This window comes from Aquabacterium sp. (assembly GCF_030652515.1).
Lineage (GTDB): Bacteria > Pseudomonadota > Gammaproteobacteria > Burkholderiales > Burkholderiaceae_C > Aquabacterium.
This window is the reverse complement of record NZ_JAUSAR010000015.1, coordinates 1-17438: the sequence shown is the minus strand read 5'-3', so window position 1 is coordinate 17438 and position 17438 is coordinate 1. Positions and strand designations below refer to the sequence as shown.

General features: G+C 58.6%; 10 protein-coding genes. 7 read left to right on the top strand and 3 right to left on the bottom strand.

The window, feature by feature from the left end; all coding sequences use genetic code 11:
• Positions 1–608 precede the first annotated feature (608 nt).
• The 6 genes from Q7V20_RS03465 to Q7V20_RS03440 are packed head-to-tail and all read left to right on the top strand — an operon-like array spanning position 609 to position 10928.
• Positions 609–3248: a sigma-70 family RNA polymerase sigma factor gene (locus Q7V20_RS03465; protein WP_304787214.1), complete on the top strand. Its 2640-nt coding sequence runs from the start codon at positions 609–611 to the stop codon at positions 3246–3248.
• A complete protein-coding gene (locus Q7V20_RS03460) occupies positions 3245–4738 on the top strand; it encodes an ATP-binding protein (RefSeq protein WP_304787212.1) in 1494 nt (497 codons plus the stop codon). The genes Q7V20_RS03465 and Q7V20_RS03460 overlap by 4 nt, the downstream gene beginning before the upstream one ends.
• On the top strand, positions 4735–7647 hold the full coding sequence (locus Q7V20_RS03455) for a Z1 domain-containing protein (protein ID WP_304787210.1): 2913 nt from the start codon (positions 4735–4737) through the stop codon (positions 7645–7647). Before Q7V20_RS03460 ends, Q7V20_RS03455 begins: the two co-directional genes overlap by 4 nt.
• A 10-nt stretch (positions 7648–7657) precedes the next feature.
• Positions 7658–8641 carry a PD-(D/E)XK motif protein gene (locus tag Q7V20_RS03450; RefSeq protein WP_304787209.1) on the top strand — a complete coding sequence of 328 codons (984 nt, stop codon included), beginning with the start codon at positions 7658–7660 and terminating at the stop codon, positions 8639–8641.
• 2 nt (positions 8642–8643) lie between these two features.
• On the top strand, positions 8644–10419 hold the full coding sequence (locus tag Q7V20_RS03445; RefSeq protein ID WP_304787207.1) for an AIPR family protein: 1776 nt from the start codon (positions 8644–8646) through the stop codon (positions 10417–10419).
• A 50-nt stretch (positions 10420–10469) separates the two neighbouring features.
• Positions 10470–10928 carry a very short patch repair endonuclease gene (locus Q7V20_RS03440; protein ID WP_304787205.1) on the top strand — a complete coding sequence of 153 codons (459 nt, stop codon included), beginning with the start codon at positions 10470–10472 and terminating at the stop codon, positions 10926–10928.
• Here Q7V20_RS03440 and Q7V20_RS03435 read toward each other — a convergent pair.
• From Q7V20_RS03435 to Q7V20_RS03425, 3 genes are all read right to left on the bottom strand, one after another.
• A complete protein-coding gene (locus tag Q7V20_RS03435) occupies positions 10906–12507 on the bottom strand; it encodes a DNA cytosine methyltransferase (protein WP_304787203.1) in 1602 nt (533 codons plus the stop codon). The two genes, Q7V20_RS03440 and Q7V20_RS03435, sit on opposite strands and share 23 nt — an antisense overlap.
• A 138-nt stretch (positions 12508–12645) precedes the next feature.
• Complete coding sequence (locus Q7V20_RS03430) at positions 12646–13119, bottom strand: hypothetical protein (protein WP_304787201.1); 474 nt, start codon at positions 13117–13119, stop codon at positions 12646–12648.
• 165 nt (positions 13120–13284) lie between these two features.
• Entirely contained in the window at positions 13285–16737 is a 3453-nt protein-coding gene (locus Q7V20_RS03425) for an ATP-binding protein (protein WP_304787198.1), read from the bottom strand.
• Positions 16738–17039: 302 nt separating this feature from the next.
• On the opposite strand from Q7V20_RS03425, the gene Q7V20_RS03420 reads away from it, so the two are divergent.
• On the top strand, positions 17040–17438 hold a 399-nt coding region (locus Q7V20_RS03420; RefSeq protein ID WP_304787196.1), incomplete at its 3' end, for a ParB/Srx family N-terminal domain-containing protein.

Sequence of the window (17438 nt, the reverse complement as noted above, 5' to 3'; positions counted from 1 at the left end):
GAGGGCTGAAAGAGGCACAAGGCCATTGACATGGCCAGGCTGAACCGAGGTTCAGCTTCTACAAGGCAGGTCACGACTGCGACGCCAGCGTGGCTGGACTTCAGGGAGACCTAGATCTCCATTGAAGGCTGCGTGAACGCGATGTCCACAGGTAGCCGTTGCAGTATGACCGCCAAAGTGGGGGTTGCTCCAGGGTGCTTTGCGGCTATTTGATTGACGCCATGATCAAACGGCGAGGACGTGGTGCGCTTGGTCGTGGCGGATTGCCTCTGCCTTCCCTTTTTGCAATATGCAGATGGGGTTTGCCAAGTCACTCCAGGGTATGGCACCAATGAGAAAACAGTGCCACCTCTCTGTAGAATGCCCTGAAACAAGATTTACACAAGCTCCAATGACATCAGGGAAACAATGGAATGACAGTGTCCGAATTTGTCATCCTGTCACGGTGACCGGTGTGCCACAGCTCGCTTGTGGATGGCGCGGCTGCTCGCCCCCGTTTCATCGGGGAATGGCGTGACCCATTGCGCACACTCCACTATCAGACCGGCAAGTCTGCTGCTGAAAGTGGCCGTCGCAGTGTTCCGTGAAAGAGCGAATTTGTGACAGGTATGGCTGTTCGCGACGTTGCACCTTTGAACCGGTTCCTCAGAATGGCTGTCTTGGCGGGAGTCGAAAGCGCGGTCCAGGTTCATATCGACCGAGGCGATAACCTCAATGCACGCGATGAAAAGGGCCTGACGCCACTCATGTTGTCAGCGGCCCGCAACAAAGCCGCCGTTTGCAAGCTACTCATTCATTGCGGTGCTGATGCTGGCTTGCTTGATCCGTCCGGGAAAACAGCACTCGATATTGCTCAGGCCGCAGCAGCGCTTGAGGCGGTCGCTGTCATTGTGGCGGCTTGCACATCTGCGGAACGTTCCAATGAAGGGGGGGATCTTGACGAACTCGCCACGACCGAGCTCAGCGAAAGCTCGGTTGTGGCGGGTCGTGAGCCATCCGCTCTTTGCCCTGAACGTCAAGATGTCCCTGAGCCTCCCAGCCTGAACCACTCGGATTCGGCGGGAGACATCGCCGAGGTGTCATCGCCCATGATCGAATGGGCATCGGATTTCGATGAGGATGGAATTGCCTTCGACCTTACGGGGTGGGAGGCTGAAGATGCACAGCCGCCACCCGAAAGCGATCCGACGCTGTCAGCGGCTGCACTTGAAGTTCAACAAGCCATTTCCAAGCATCAACCTATCGATACATCCATCGACTGGAACGATTTTGATGCCTACCTGCCCGAGCGGGCGTCTCCACTTCTGCGCCCGGAAGACGTGGAGGCTCGCGAGCAACTCCGCCTTGTGCTGCTTAGGGCCATTCGCGAAGGCAGCGTGCCGGACTCGTTGATTGGGGACCTGTCGTTTGATGGAGATGGGGTGCCTAGTGAAGAAGCTGGGGCCCTTCTGCGCATGGTGATCAATGACCTCGGTGCAGAAACTGATGAACGATTCGAATACTCGTCAGCCTACGAAAACTTTGAGGTCGTTGTCTCCCCTGTTGAAAATGCCGACGAAGAAGAAGTCGTTGTGAATGCACTGGCGTTCATAGACGATCTGGCGGAACGGCGCAATGAGCCCATGCGCATCTATCAACGGGAGTTTCAACGCGAGTCTCTTCTCTCGGCTGAGGCAGAAGTGGCCCTCGGGCAAGCCATGGAACGAGGTATTGAGGCGGCGCTTGATGAGCTTGCCTCATGGCCTTCTGGCATTGACGCAGTGCTTGACGGGGGGCGGATGGTGATGTCGGGTGCCAAGCCGCTTCGTTGGATTTCGGCTGGACCGCGCGTTGAGCCGCACGACATCGACGTGCATTCAGTTGGGAGATTCGATGCCGAGCCAGGCTTGCTGGCCGAAGACCCCAACGAAGAGGATGAGCACGGTTCGCAGTCCGACTCCCATGAGAATGAATCCGTTGACGAGTCGTCGGATTTTTTTGCACATGCTGAGCGACTGTCTGGCCTTTCCGTCAGTTCATCTCGCAGCACTCTTGAGTGGCGTGAACGCCGCAATGCGATCGAGGCACTTGGCCTGACCCGAGGTTTTCTGCTGGAGTTGGCTGACTCCAGTCTTTCTGGCGAGCAAGGGCCAGCGATGGCGTTCGCGCAGGCGATGAAGGCTTATCGGCAGTCACGCGACAAGATGACCGTTGCCAATTTGAAGCTCGTCTTTTCCATCGCAAAGAAGTATCTGTTCAGTGGACAGCCTTTGGACGATCTGGTCCAAGAAGGGAACATTGGGCTAATCAAGGCCGTCGATCGGTATGACTGGCGCAGGGGCTTCAAGTTTTCCACCTACGCTACTTGGTGGATTCGGCAGCAGGTTGGCCGTCATCTCGCCGACAAGAGCAAGACCATTCGCTTGCCAGTCCATATTTATGAGAAGGTTCAACGCATTGCCCAGGCCACACATGTCTTCGAGATAGAGGTCGGGCGGGCTCCTACGATTCATGAGGTCGCGGTGCGCGTGGACATGCCTGCGCACAAGGTTGCGGGGCTCAACCGTGTAGCGCAAGAGCCTTTGCCAATTGATGATGTGCCGGATCTGGATGCGCGTATCGCAGTGGGTGCCCTGGAGGAGTTCATTGCCCGCGATCCGATGGATATCGTGTCCGATCTGCAATTGATCAATTCCGTTGATCGGCTGTTGGGGACGCTAAAGGCGAAAGACGAGCGCATCTTGCGTTTGCGCTTCGGCATCGGTGTGCCGGATTCGATGACGCTGGAAGAGATCGGCTTGCGACTCAATGTGACGAGAGAGCGCATCCGGCAACTTGAGGCGGCGGCCATTCGCCACCTTAAACATCCGGGCCGAATTGAGCGGCTGCGACGCGAGTTCAGCAGGAGTCCACTTCCAAATCGCGATCTCGGTATGGTGGCGGAACGCGAGTTCATCGATAACGAGTTGGACGGCAACCCAGAAGCCGTTTCGGAGGGCCCGGAGGCATGCGCCTCGTCTCGACCCAATCAGACGAAGCAATTGAGCGTGGGTCCCGGTCGATCGCAATCCGCCGGGCAATCCGCGCTCGACAAATTGATAGATCAGTTACTCGCTGCCGGGGTCGCGGTCGATGATGACCGCGATGGGGGGAGTGGACGGCTATGGGTAGACCTCACTGAGGCACCCGATGTGCGCTCTCGCAGATTTGTGCGAAAGCTGATTGCCATGGGGTTCGAGTTTTGGCCAGGAAAGGGCTACTGGAGATGAAACCCAAAACGCGCAATGCGCCACCGCGCGCGATGGCGATGCTCGAAGCTCTGCGCGGGCTCGGCTATTCGACAGCGGCCGCACTTGCCGATGTCATCGACAACAGCATTTCAGCTGGCGCAGGAGAGGTTCGCGTCGATTTCACCTGGGACGGTCAAAACAGTCGGGTTGCTGTCCTGGACGATGGTTGCGGTATGGATGATGGCGAACTCGAAAGCGCCATGCGCCTTGGGGATAAGAATCCGCTTGATGCACGCGCCGCCCACGATCTCGGGCGATTCGGTATGGGCCTCAAGACGGCCTCCTTTTCTCAATGCCGCAGGCTCACGGTTGCCACCGTAAAAGATGGCGCGGCAAGTTGCCTTCGGTGGGACCTGGATGAGCTCGCCGCCAATCCGGAGAGCGGCTGGCTTCTGTTCGAGGGGCCAGCGCCAGGATCGAAGCAGTTCATCGCGGGCCTCAAGGGCAAGAAGGCTGGAACGCTGGTTCTGTGGGAAATCCTGGACCGTGTTGTCACCCCAGGCTACACATCTGACGACTATCACGACCTCATCGACAACGTCGAGTCTCATTTGGCAATGGTGTTTCATCGACTGCTTCAGGGGCCACGCGCAAAGCTTCGGCTGCTTTTGAATGGCAGCCTTGTCGCGCCTTGGGATCCCTTCATGTCGGGGCATCCTGCGAAGCCTTGGGCGTCTCCAACGACAAATCATCCGACCGATTATGGAGTGGTCTCGGTTCAGTGCCATGTCTTGCCTCATCGCGACAAATTGACCAATGCCGAGTTCGAAGCAAGTGGTGGCCCGGCAGGCTGGACGGCTCAGCAAGGCTTCTATGTCTACCGGAACGAGCGACTCCTGGTTGCCGGCGGATGGCTTGGTCTTGGCAACTCGCGGGCATGGAACAGGGAAGAGGCGCATCGATTGGCTCGCATTCGGCTGGATATTCCCAACACAGCCGATGCGGACTGGAAAATAGATGTCCGAAAATCGACTGCGCGTCCTCCTATTTCGCTAAGGCCATGGCTGATGTCGCTGGCCGAGAACACGCGCGAACGGGCTCGGCACGTGTTCGCCTATCGAGGTACGCCGACGCCTGCGCAAGGCAACACACCGGTCGAGCAGGTTTGGCGGGTTGATCGTGTCAAGGCCGGGATGCGATATCGGATCGACGAGAAGCACGCTTCCGTCGCAGCAGTTCTTGCCAATGCCGGGGAGTTGCAGCCACTGGTCAGGGCGATGATTCGCGTCATCGAGGAGACCGTCCCCGTGCAGCGCATCTGGCTGGATACAGCAGAAAACAAGGAGACGCCACGAACGGGGTTCGAGGGTGAACCCAATGCGGCCGTGATCGAGGTCGCTCAGGTGCTCTTCGATGATCTGATCGAACGCAAGGGCCTGAGCATCGAGGAGGCGCGCAAGTCGATAGCGCGCACGGAACCGTTCCAAAAATATCCCGCGCTTGTCGCAAAACTAGGGAGTAAAAAATGATTGCAGCAGAAGAGGCAGCAGCGCAGGCGCAGTTGCTCGAAGATGTCATCGCCACGGCGCAGCGGCTTGTGAAGGCTGAGAAGGATTCGTCAAAGATCACGCCGTCCTACATCGCTGAAAAGGTGAGTCTGGCGGCCGCGATGTTTGCGAGCGATCCGCCAGTGCCATTGGATGAGGCCAAGGCGGTCGCCACCCTGATTCAACGATTCAGCCACCGGATGGGCAAGGCCACCACCCTCAAGGACAACACCGGGCACTTCGATTGGCTCACCGCCACTCGCAAGAAGGACTGGCATTACTGGCGCCGATATCGTGACTACCAGGAGTCCAAGCTGTCCGATGTGGTCGTCGATGGCCTTGACGAAGCGACTGACGACATCCTCGGGCTTCTCGAAGACCCGCTGCGGACAGATGCCTGGGATCGTCGCGGTCTCGTTGTCGGACACGTGCAGTCCGGCAAGACCAGCAACTACACGGGCTTGATCAACAAGGCCGCCGACGCTGGCTACAAGATCATCATCGTGCTGGCGGGCATGCACAACAACCTGCGCTCGCAGACCCAGATGCGTCTTGAAGAAGGCTTTCTGGGCTACGAGACAACGGCAGATCGCGACGCGGGTGCGGCCATCGGCGTGGCGGGTTTTGGCGAGGACCTCAAAACCAACTCGGCAACGACGCGGGCGGAAAACGGCGATTTCAGCAAATCCATCGCCAAGCACTTTCATGGCATCTCCCCGGAAGAGCGTCCTTGGCTCTTTGTGGTCAAGAAGCAAAAAACCGTGCTGACAGAGCTTCTCAAATGGATTCAAGCGCGCGTGGCCGACACCCCAAGCTCGATGCCTGATTGGAAATTCGTCACCAAGCTGCCGCTACTGATGATCGACGACGAGGCCGACAACGCTTCGGTGGATACCGGCGAGCAGGTGTTCAACGACGATGGGACGCCCGACGAGGAGCATCAGCCCAAGACTATCAACAGCTTGATCCGCCAGCTGCTTCACTCCTTCACGCGCAAGGCCTACGTGGGCTACACGGCCACTCCGTTCGCCAACATCTACATTCACCACAAAGGAGCCACAGCCAAGGAAGGCCCAGATCTTTTCCCCAAGGCCTTCATCATCAATTTGGCCGCTCCGTCGAACTACGTTGGCCCTGCCCGCATGTTTGGCAAGTTGACCAAGGATGGTCGCGTGGGAGCCCTCCCACTGTCACGCAGCATCCTGGACCATTACGACCCCGAGGCCGATGCAGGATGGATGCCGCCCAAGCACAAGAAGACGCACATCCCCGTCTACATGGGGCAAGAGGCGATACCGCTGTCCCTGCGCAAGGCCATCCATTCCTTCGTGCTTGTCTGCGCCGCGCGCGAACTGCGAGGTCAAGGGGCCGAGCACAGCTCCATGTTGATTCACGTCACTCGATATGTGGCCGTGCAAGACCACGTGCGCGAGCAGGTCGAGGAAACGGTGCGCCGCATGCGGCAGAAGGTCACCCGTGGCAGCGACGCCGACGAGTTGCTCACGCAAATGCGCGAGACCTGGGACGAAGACTTCATCCCCACGCGCGACAAAGTCGCCGAGCTCTCTCCATCTGTGGAGCGTCCCCCAGAACTGCCATCGTGGGATGCCGTGGTCGCGAAGCTGCCCGATGTACTCAATGACATCGTCGTGCGCTCCATCAATGGAACGGCCAAAGATGCCTTGGACTACGCAACTCCCGGCGCCTCGCTCAAGGTCATCGCCGTCGGAGGCGATAAGCTCGCTCGGGGCCTGACCCTTGAAGGTCTCTGCGTGAGCTACTTCGTCCGCACGACGAAGATGTATGACACGCTGATGCAGATGGGTCGTTGGTTCGGCTATCGACCGGGATACCTGGACCTCTGTCGCCTTTACACCTCGCCGGACTTGGTGAAGTGGTTCGGTCACATCGCAGACGCCTCCGAGGAGCTGCGCGAAGAGTTTGACTTCATGGCGAAGGCGAAGCTCACGCCAGAGCAATACGGCCTCAAGGTCATGTCGCATGAAATTCTCACCGTCACATCGCCATTGAAGATGCGCAACGCGCAAACGCTGTCCCTTACATACAGTGGCACGCGGCCCCAAACCATACTCTTCCACCGGGACGCCAGAGTCCAAGCTGCGAACCTTGCCGCGACCGATTCGTTGATCGCGTCCCTCGGCATGAACTTCCTGACGGCACCGAAGTATTCACGTGACGGTGACGCCGACTCTTGGTCAGGCGCGCGCCTTTGGAAAAATGTGGATGCTTCGCATGTGCTTGCATTCTTGAGCGCCTATGCGACTCACCCCAATGCCACCAGTGCTAAGGCGGGAGTGCTCGCGGACTTCATCACCAAGATGCTCGACATCGGCAAATTGAAGCAATGGAGCGTTGCGCTTTTAACTGGTGGCGACGGGGTTGGCGAAACGCATGTGTTCCCTGGCGCCTTCGCAGTCAAGTCTTTCCAGACACGCAAGACCGAAGACCCTGACCCTCCAGGCATCAAGGACCCCGCCATGTTCGCCATCGGCGTGCTGACCGATCCCAAGGACGAGGGCATCGATCTCGATGACGATGTTTGGCGTGATGCGCTGGCCCGCACTCGCGCGGCGTGGAAGCCCGAGCCCGCTCGCGGCCGAGTCAATCTGCCAACCATCCCCAGCGGCAAGGGCATTCGCGAGTCGCGCGACAGGCTTGGAGGCGAGGCCGATCGCGGCCTGCTGCTGCTGTACTCCCTTGCCCCCTACTACAAGGGCAAGGCGATGCTCCCTGAAAACCTCATCGTGCCTGGCTGGGACAAGCCCATCATGGCCTTCGCCATCGCGTTCCCGTCGAGCGAGAACGGCGTTCGCGTGGAATACGAAGTAAACCTCCTCTATTGGATGCAGGAATATGGCCCGTCCGAGTAACGAATTCCTCATGGCATGGTCGTCGCTGACGGGCGCCGACACTGAGCCAGGCTGGCAGGCCATCGCGCTTCCTTCTGCGGGGCCGCTGGTTGTGCGAGCTGGGCGGCGTTCCCCGGACAATGCCGAGGCGGTGTTGGTGGGGTTTCCGTCCGTACGTCTTGCCGCGGCCGACAAGCTTCCCGAGGGGCAGGGGTTCTCGGTGGAGCGAGCGGACCCAGAGGGCAATGGTCGACTCTGGCTCGCACTTACTCGGAAGATCGCCGGGAGTGCCGAGCTATTCGCGGCCATGGCATGCGATGTGGTTGGTGCGCTTGACGATGCGGTGTTGACCGGAGCCGACGAGGGCAAGCTTATGCGTGTCTTTGTCCGTCGAGTTGGGGCATGGCAGGAGTTCATGCGCAAAGGAACCCAAGCCCTAAGCCCCGAGTCCGAGATCGGCCTGATTGGCGAACTCACGCTGCTGCGTGCCATCATCGAGGCTGGAGTCTCCGCAGCGCCTGCTATCGAATCGTGGGTTGGACCACTAGATGGTCTCCAGGACTTCGAGCTTGGCACTGGGTCCGTGGAGGTCAAGACCACGCTTTCTTCCAGTGGCTTTCCTGCCAGGATTGGCTCGCTTGAGCAGTTGGACGATGCGGTACGTCAGCCTTTATTTGTGGCTGGAGTGAGATTGCGGCAAACCCCAGGCGGCCAGAACCTACCTGAGGTTGTCGAGGTGATACGTCAGGCAATAAAAGGCGAACTGGAGGCGGAAAGGGTGTTTACCGAGCGTTTGCTCGTTGCTGGCTACATCGACTCACATGCAGATCGCTATCCTCGGCGGTTTGAACATGCTGGAATGCGTGTCGTCGAAGTGACGAACGAATTTCCCCGCTTGACTTCAGGCAATGTTCCTGCAGGGATCATGAGGGCCACTTATGACATTGACCTCGACAAGGTTCCCGGCGAAAACGTCGGGACTGAGGGTGCGTTAAAAGAACTGGGAGCGATCTGAATATGAATTTGCCTGAATTCCTGAGCGAGACTCAGGCAGCCGTTCGATCTCAAATGCGAGACGGGGCCCTATATGAGGAGCTGGTTTTTTCGTCCATCGTGATGGAGCACATGTCGGAAATCGGCATGACGTTTGAACCTGTCGAATGTCATTTCGAGGGCAAGGTTGGCAATGCGAACTTGAGATTGAGTGGCTATTCTCTCTCCGAGGAAAGTGATCAGCTCGACCTGTTTGTCAGCCTTTACGCCAATGTTGATGTGCCAACACCCGTTCCGGACGCGGACACTCAGAAGGCTGTCGAGCAATGCCTGCGCTTTCTGCAACTGTGTGCCGAGGGCAAGATGGCTCCGAAGCTGGACCCATCCAGCGATGTGCGCTCTTTGGCCGAAACGCTACAGGCCATCTACGACGACCTGGAGCAGATTCGTGTTTATGTCATCACGGATCGCGTCGCCAAGTCCAAGAGCTTCAAAACGCGGGACATTGGCGGCAAGGCGGTACGCCTTGAGGTGATGGACATCGAGCGACTGCATCGACATTGGTCCGAAGGTAAGCCGCGTGATGAACTGATCGTTGATTTCGTAGAAGTATCTGGCGTGCCATTGCCATGCGTCTTCGTCCCGGGCGAAAACGACGATTACGACTATGCGTTGACTGCGATTCCTGCAGAGGCCCTTCGACTTCTGTATGAAAAATTTGGCGCCCGTCTACTGGAGGCCAATGTCCGTTCATTCTTGAGCGTCAAGGGCAAAGGGGTCAATGCAGGTATCCAGAACACGCTGCGATCGGCACCCGAGCGGTTCATGGCCTACAACAACGGCATCGTGATCGTCGCTGATGAAATGCGTTTGGGAAAATCTGATGAAGGGGCGAGTGGGATTGCGTGGTTGAAGGGTTTGCAAATCGTCAACGGGGGGCAGACGACCGCCTCGATTTACTTTACGAAGAAGAAGTACCCCGATATCGATCTGAGTCGGGTGCGCGTGCCAGCTAAGATCATCGTCATGCGTGCCCAGGATTCGGCAAAGGAAGAGGCACTCGTCTCCGATATCTCGCGATTCGCAAACAGCCAAAATGCGGTGAGACAGTCCGATCTGTCGGCCAACAAGCCGTTCCATGTCGAGATTGAGAAGCTCTCACGTTCTGTCTATTGCCCTGACGGCGTGGGTCAATGGTTCTACGAGCGTGCCGCCGGAAGCTACAACACGCTACTGGTCCGAGAAGGAACCACGCCCAGCAAGCTCAAGGCATTGAAGGACGCTATTCCAACAGCTCGAAGGATCACCAAAACTGACTTGGCCAAATACATCACGGCCTGGGATAGGAAGCCGGACATCGTGAGTCTTGGCTCGCAAAAGAACTTCGACAAGTTCATGGCCGGGCTCACTCCGCTGGATGGCATGGAAGCGCCGCTGCCGACGGTCGCCGATTTCAAGGCGATGATCGCAAAGACTAAGATTTACCGGGACGCGCAAAAGCTTTTGCGGCCGATGTTTCCTGCTTTCCAAGCGAATGTCACTGCTTACACGGTATCGCTTCTTGCCCAGCAGCTTGGTGATCGCATTGACCTGGACCGGATATGGGCCAAGCAGGCGGTCTCGCCTGAACTGCTTGCACAAATCGCCGTGTGGGCCAAGGAAGTCAATGATGTGCTGCACTCGTCCTCCGGCGGAAAGATGGTCTCGGAGTGGGCAAAGCGGCCTGAATGCAAGGAAGCTGTGATGGGCGCGAGTTATTCGAGTCACGCAGCGAACATTCCAGAGGTTCGGCAGGGCTGAAGGGCGTTGCCTGGTGGGCTATGCGATCAACGTCGTCACGAGGCGCCTGAATGGCTGATATCGTCTCGCCACAAGTGCGAAGCCGCATGATGTCGGGTATTCGTGGCGGCAACACGAAGCCTGAGTTGATGGTCCGCAAGGCACTCTTTGCTTCTGGGTATCGGTTCCGCCTTCACCGTAAGGATTTGCCCGGGCGTCCTGACGTGGTCTTGCCGGGGCGTCGTATCGCGGTTTTTGTCCACGGATGCTTTTGGCATCAGCACCTTGGGTGCAAATATGCCAAGCTACCCGGCACACGGGTTGATTTTTGGCGAGAGAAAATGTCCGCGAACGTACTGCGGGATCGGGGTGCAATCGAATCGCTCGGAGTGCTAGGCTGGCGCGTGCTAGTCATTTGGGAATGTGCGACACGAGCCAAGGGCGCCCGTGATGCCTTGCCCGAAAAGTTGCGGGAATGGATTGAGGGCTCGACCCCTTATGGTGAAATCAGCCTTCAGACGACTCCATGAAATCAAGAACGACTTCAGCAATTTGTTTGGCTAGGAATGGCGGCACGGCATTGCCCACCTGCCAATACTGCTGAGTTCGATTTCCTTCGAAAAAATAGTTATCGGGGAAGGTTTGAAGGCGCGCAGCTTCACGAACGGTCCAGCTTCTGCACTGTGATGGGTCGTAGTGAATGTAGTAATGCCCGTCTTTGGCAATGTGCGAAACAACCGTCGTCGAAGGCTCATCTGCCAACTGGACTCTGAATCTGTCGAGAAATGGGACCGCCTCAGCGGACATATTGACGTGATCAGGCAGCAGTCGCGGAGGGAACTGCGGAAGTCGGGGGGCGTGTTTTTGCAGCTTCGCAAAACACGAAGCAAACAGATAGCGGTGAAGGTCCGACCTCATGTGACTGCGCGTCTCGTGTTGGAGAACGCCGCCAAGTTTCGGGTCGTGATACCAAGACTTCAACTCCTCGGAAAGAGCACCTGAAAAAACTATTTCCTTCTCGATATAACGCCCACCGGATGACTCATATTTTTGAGCCTTTTTCCAAGCGGCATCCATTTCCGTTTCGATCATGCTCCTGATGGGTAGCCGCCATCCTTTCAAACCGTGAGGGGCTTGCTTGACGGCAGCTAGCCAAGCTTCTTGACTGTCCGGTTCTTTGGACAGCCTGCTTCGCAACAGTGGCAGCCCCTTCAAGGCAGATCTGACGCCGACCTTACCCTTGCGCTTTTTCAGCAAAAACCTTTCGGTTTGGCCGAGCAGTGGGCCTGCCTGTCCGGCAAGATCCGAGCGAATCCCGAACAGGATCACCCTGTGCCGGGATTGCGGTAGACCATAGTTTTCGGATTCGATCACGTAGTCATGTGGGTCCAGATCTTCGCCTTCGACCACCAGTGACCGAATGCGGTATTCATGACCATTTCCTGGTGAGCGCAGGTCAGTCAGGATTCGGTCGAAAATGGGGGCCCCCCCATGCTGTGACGTCAACATGCCTTTGACATTTTCCATCACGAAGACAGACGGACCGAACTCTTTGATGATCCGCAGATATTCCGTGTAGAGGAAGTGGCGCTTGTCCTTTTCGAAGTTCTCAGGGTCTTTGGGGCGAAGTCTTGAGCGCCCCGCCATCGAATAGGCCTGACAGGGTGGGCCGCCAATCAGCACCCATTGCTTGGCGTTGCCTAGGGCATCTCGGATCCACGCGTCGATCTCTTTGTGGGGCGTGACCCCAAGCTCTGCACACTTGGCCTCTTGCGCGCCAAGGCGCGCAGCCTCCGGCACGGAAGGATGACCAAAAAGTTCCTCGCGAGTGATCTTTCCCTGAACGTAATCGTAGTAACAGTCGGGAATCTTGTCCTTTTTGAAGTGCCGAACCAGCGCGCGCAGAGACAGCGTCTTGTGCGCGATGGGATCCTTCTCGATGGAGACTTTCACCTCGAAGCGACGATTTCCTTTGTCGTCAAGCAATGACGAAAAACCTTCGCCAAGCCCTCCAGGCCCGGCGAACAAATCAATTACCGGAATTGCGGCTTTTGCTGTTGACATATGTTCTTGTTTTGCATTCTGCCAGGAACTAGCGATCTTGCGCATCTGGCGGACCACTGCAACCCAAAGCCTTTAATGATATCCCGTATGAGCGATAGCTCATTCGCCCCCTGGTCTTCCGTGATGAGGGACTAGCCACGGCATTGCTTTGACCCCCTTGGCGCAGAGTCCACGTCTGTACCGTCAGACGCAGATCGCTTGATCAATGTCCCGAAGTTGTGACTGCCACCAGTCGATCGCTTGCGCAAGAATGTCTCTGCAATCTTCCCCTGCATAGGGGCCATCCGCTAGCGGGCAGAACAGCTCGTCAGACAAAGTTGTAGCTGATCCCTCAGGGAGGACAATCACAGCGGAAGATCCCGACATGAAGCCCATTTCATATTCTTTGAGGACTGCATTCCTTTCGCTCTCGATGAACAAGTGAAAGAGGCCGTGACGCTCTTGGTCGGATTGCCATGAACTCCAAGCCTGTTTGATGGCGGCTTTGAGCTCTGGTGATGCCTTTGAGTCGACCTTGTCAAGTACGTGGCCGACAGCGCGGCATAGTGCCATTGCTGCCACCCAGGTGATTCTGAAGCGCTGAGCGTTGCTTTCAAGTTCGAGCAACTCATGTGCAGCTTCAAGGTCTGCAAGGACTTTTCGCGCGGTTGCAGTCATGTTTTTCGGAGTCGCACTGTCTCGATATCTACCAAGTGCACCATCAAAGCATGGGAGTCCACTTGGCGTGGGTTGTGCTCAAAAATGTGGCGTCCCGACGTTTTGAAGTTGCGCCGCAGCGTGAGCCCTGGGTGACGCTAACTATCCCCAATTTCTGTGGATAAGTTATCTGAGTTCACGTTGGTTGTCCGTATTCGTATGCCTCAAAAGATCATGGCGCCTCGGGGGCTGAATCAGGGCCTTCTCATTGTGAAGCCCTGGATGATTGGGCAAGTCATGGTGCAATTCAGAAAAGTACGTCAGGCCACGCCACTGTGCAGCATCACCAACCACATACAGCCGATGCTTGGCGCGCGTGATGGCCACATTCAGCAGATTGGGCTTGCCGGAAGCCCAGGCACGCGCGCCTGACCCGGCCTGTCCAGGAGCCGTGCCCAGCACCAGGAACACGATTTCTGCTTCCTTGCCCTGGAAGATGTGCACGGTTCCGCACTCGATCTGGCCCAACCCCGCATCCTTGATCCGCTTGATGCAGGCGTTCTTGATTTTGCGAAACGGCGAGATCACGAACACCTTGGCGGCCTTGTCCTTGCCCCCGGCCTTCCTGGCAGGTGTGAATGCTGGTTGCTGTTGAAGCTGGCGCAGGCAGTTCACCAGGACATGGAGTTCGTCTTCGATGACCGGATGGCTGGCGCGGGTGGCGCGCACGTCCAGCCAGGCGCTGTCACCGAGCACGCAGGTGAACTTCGTTTTTTCAGGCTGGCCCAGATCGTCCACACGGCCATGCACCATCTGTTCGGCGTAGGCAATGCGGTTGGCCACGTTGAACATGGGATCGTCGCAGCGACGGTGCGTGCGCAAGGGCATGCCTGTCCAGATGGGCTGAGCCTTCTCCGCATCGATGGTGCCGCTGGTGACTTGTGATGTGACCCAGGAGCCATGGCGGGTGACGCGGTCGGTCAGGGTCTGGACCGACTCGTCATTGGGCGACCACATGGGGTCCACGGCGTGGCGGCGGCGGAACTCTTCGACCAGCATCAAGGGCACGGTGAACACGGGTTCGATCTGCAAGGGGTCGCCCACAAGCACCGCCCGCTGACTGCGCCAGATGGCACCGGCTGCAGATTGCGGGGTGGCTTGCCCTGCCTCATCGATCAGCAACCAGCCCAGGCTGTCCTGGCCCATGCCAGCAAACAGGCGGTCGAAGGAGGCGAGGGTGGTCGAAACCACCGGCACGATGAAGAAGAATGTGTCCCACAACAGGGGACGCTGCTCCAGGGGCAGCTTGTCTTTCAGCGAACCGGTGAGCATGCCGTTGACGGCGCGCAGGTTGCCGATGAACTTGCCTGCGTTGGCCAGCACCGTCAGTCGGTGCAGTTCCATGGCTTGCAGGAAGATGCGGGCCCGCAGTGCGTCCAGCGCGGGGCTGACCGCCACCGACGCGCGATGGCGCTGATCGGCGGGCAGTTGCCAGAAACTGGCATCGGGGAAGTGCCGTGCCCCGGTGTCTTGTCCGGCTTTCAGCGCACGTTGGTGACCTTGCAGTTCTCGCTCGGAACCCTGCAGTGTCAGGACCTGGGCGCGGTGCGCCTCGCGCTGTTGCTCCAGCCGTGCTTCGGCCATGGCGCCATCCTGCGCCAGTTGGGCCAGCGCTTCGGTGGCTTGCGCCAAGGCCAGCGTGGGCTCGACCAGTGTGGCGCGCAGCGCCTTCATGCGTTCGGTGTCTTGCCCAAACAAAGCGCACAGTTTGTCCCACAGGTTGGGCAGGCATTGCGAACGCGCCTGGTCGAGCGTGGCCCGGCGGGAATCGACCAAGGCATGCTGGATCGCCTTGTTGTCCTGAAGCTGCGCGAGGTGGCGGCTGGCTTGGTCGATCGCTTGAGCCTGGGCCTGCGCTGCATCACGCTGGGCATTGACCCGCTGCTGGCAGGCATCGATCCGCTGAGCTGACTTTTCGGCCTGAAGCAAAACGCCACGGCGGGCATCGAAGTCAGCCAGCAGCGCCAGGAAGGACTTCTTGGCCGCATGCCATTCGCCCTGATAGCGGGTGTAGTCGTTGCTGGCGGCTTCCAGCAGTTGTTTGATCGACGGTGGCAACGGATCGGCGGGCGCAGGCGTGCTGGCTTGAGCGGTCGCACCTGGGGCATTGCCTTCTTGTGCGTTGTCGGACGCTGGCCTTTCGGTGTTGGGTGCCTGACGTGGTTCGTCCCGAAAAAATCCCCGGGCGAAAGAGCGGCGGTTGCCTGCATTGCCCAACGCGGCTGCAACCAAACCCCAGCAGTCGATGGGTTGCTTGTCGTCGTCCACCACCTTCTGGGCCGCGAACACCTCGCGGATCACCTCGTCAAAGTAGTTGGCTGAGGCAAAGTCGCTGTGCACCTTCGCGCGCGCAGGCAGCTCCTGCGTGATGTTCTTGACCGCGTTGTTGTTGGTGCTGGTCACAACGATGGACGAGCCGCTCACCACCTTGGCCTTGAGCGGGAAGAAGTTTTTGCCCGCCACGCTCACGCTGTCTTCGAACAGCTCGATGGGGCGGCTGAGCGCGGCGATCTTGCGCGCACGCTCGGTGACCACCTCTGCGATCACATCGCACAGCAAGGTGGTCTTGCCCGTGCCCGGTGGGCCATTGATGCCCAGCGTGCCGCCATCGCGCCCCAAGGTGCTGAGCACCTGGGCCACCGCAGCTTGCTGAGCCAGCACCAGTGGGGCCTCTGGTGAAGCTGGCCAACGTGCGCTGGGCAAGCGGGCCACGCTCACCAGTTCACCCATGGCCACGTGGTCGTTCAGGATGTCGATGCGCTGCTCGGGGGCAATGGGCGCGCCCAGAAAGGTGCTCAGGGCTTTGCCAAAGGGCTTGTTCTTGCCCGCCTGCGTGATCAGGCGGTTGAGGTCATCCAGATAGAAGGAGTTCAGGTAGTCAATGGCGGCATTGAGGCTGTCATCGAGGAAGCGGCGCTTGACCCGTGATACCCGAACCACCACCCGCCAGTCCAGGCCTGCCGCATCGGCCCCTGGGCCCAGCAGATTGCACACGGTGCGCAACTCTTCATCCAGATCGCTCCAGGTCAAGGGGCTTGGCGCCGGTGGGGTGTCGGGCTGGCCAGTGGGCGGTGTTTGCTGCGGGTCGGTGGCGACGGGCCGCAGGTGGTGGCGTCGTTGTCCGAACTCATCCGTGGCGCGTGCCAGTCGGGCATTGACGTTCTCCAGCGGCTCCGAATGCCACAGGGCATCGACCCCGTGGGCGAAGCTGGCAGGCAGGTAGCTGTCGAGCTTGGGGTGGCCATCTTCGTTGGCGACGAATGCGGCAAGCCAGCCGTTTCCGGTTGCGCGCTGGCGTTCGCGCTCACTGAGGTCTTCCTCGGGGAACACCGATTGCAGCATCAACCGGGAGAGGTCCTCCGTGTCGGCCACGCCCACATAGACGACATGGACGTAGCCATGCTCTTGTGTTGGCTGATAGTGAGGGTGTTGCCAAGGCAGGACATCGCCGCGTCTGAGCGTGACGATCTTGACCTGGTCGCTGCTGTCCTTGGCCGATGGTGCGGTCGGGATGTTGAAGACTTCCAGATCACGCCAGAAGCGCAGGACAGAAAGCGGAGCGGTAGCCGATGCGTTCAACGAAAGACCTCGTCGGTGAATATCGGCGCGTACTTACAGCGTGTCCTGACCGATCAAGGGTGGGCGATCTGCGCGCGTGGCAAGCAGACCAAAACAGTAGAAATGGTACCGCGCTTCAAGCTAGGGCTGCGGCCCTAAGTCCCTTGTGGATCGATGGGGGGAGGGGGCTTGATTGTTTGGGGGCGGTGCTTGGTGGGGCCCGTAGAGGGGCAAGTTCACGACCTTGATTTCAGCGGGCCGGATGAGATTCTGAATGCATGGACACGCACAAGGCATGTCCCTCAACCGTGCAGGAGCCACCCATGAAATTCACCAAGGCAGAGATCGATGCCGTGATTGCAGCATCCCCCCGTACCACCGCGCCCTTGAACAAGCTGGTGCTGTCGGCAGACCATCAGGTGCGCTCAGGTGGCAGCACCAGCAAGATGAGCATCGCCGAGTTGGCTGCGTCCATCCTGGACTGCGGCGTGTTGCAGAACCTGATCGTCATCAAGGGCTCACGTGGCCTGTTTGAAGTGTGCGCTGGTGGCCGTCGCCTGGAGTCGCTGAACCTGCTCATGGGCAACGGCGACATCCCCGACAACTACCCCGTGCCCATCCTCATCGTGCCCGCCGACAAGGCGCTGATGGCTAGCCTGTCCGAGAACATCTTCCATGTGCCCATGCATGCCGCCGACGAGTACCTGGCATTCTCGCGCCTG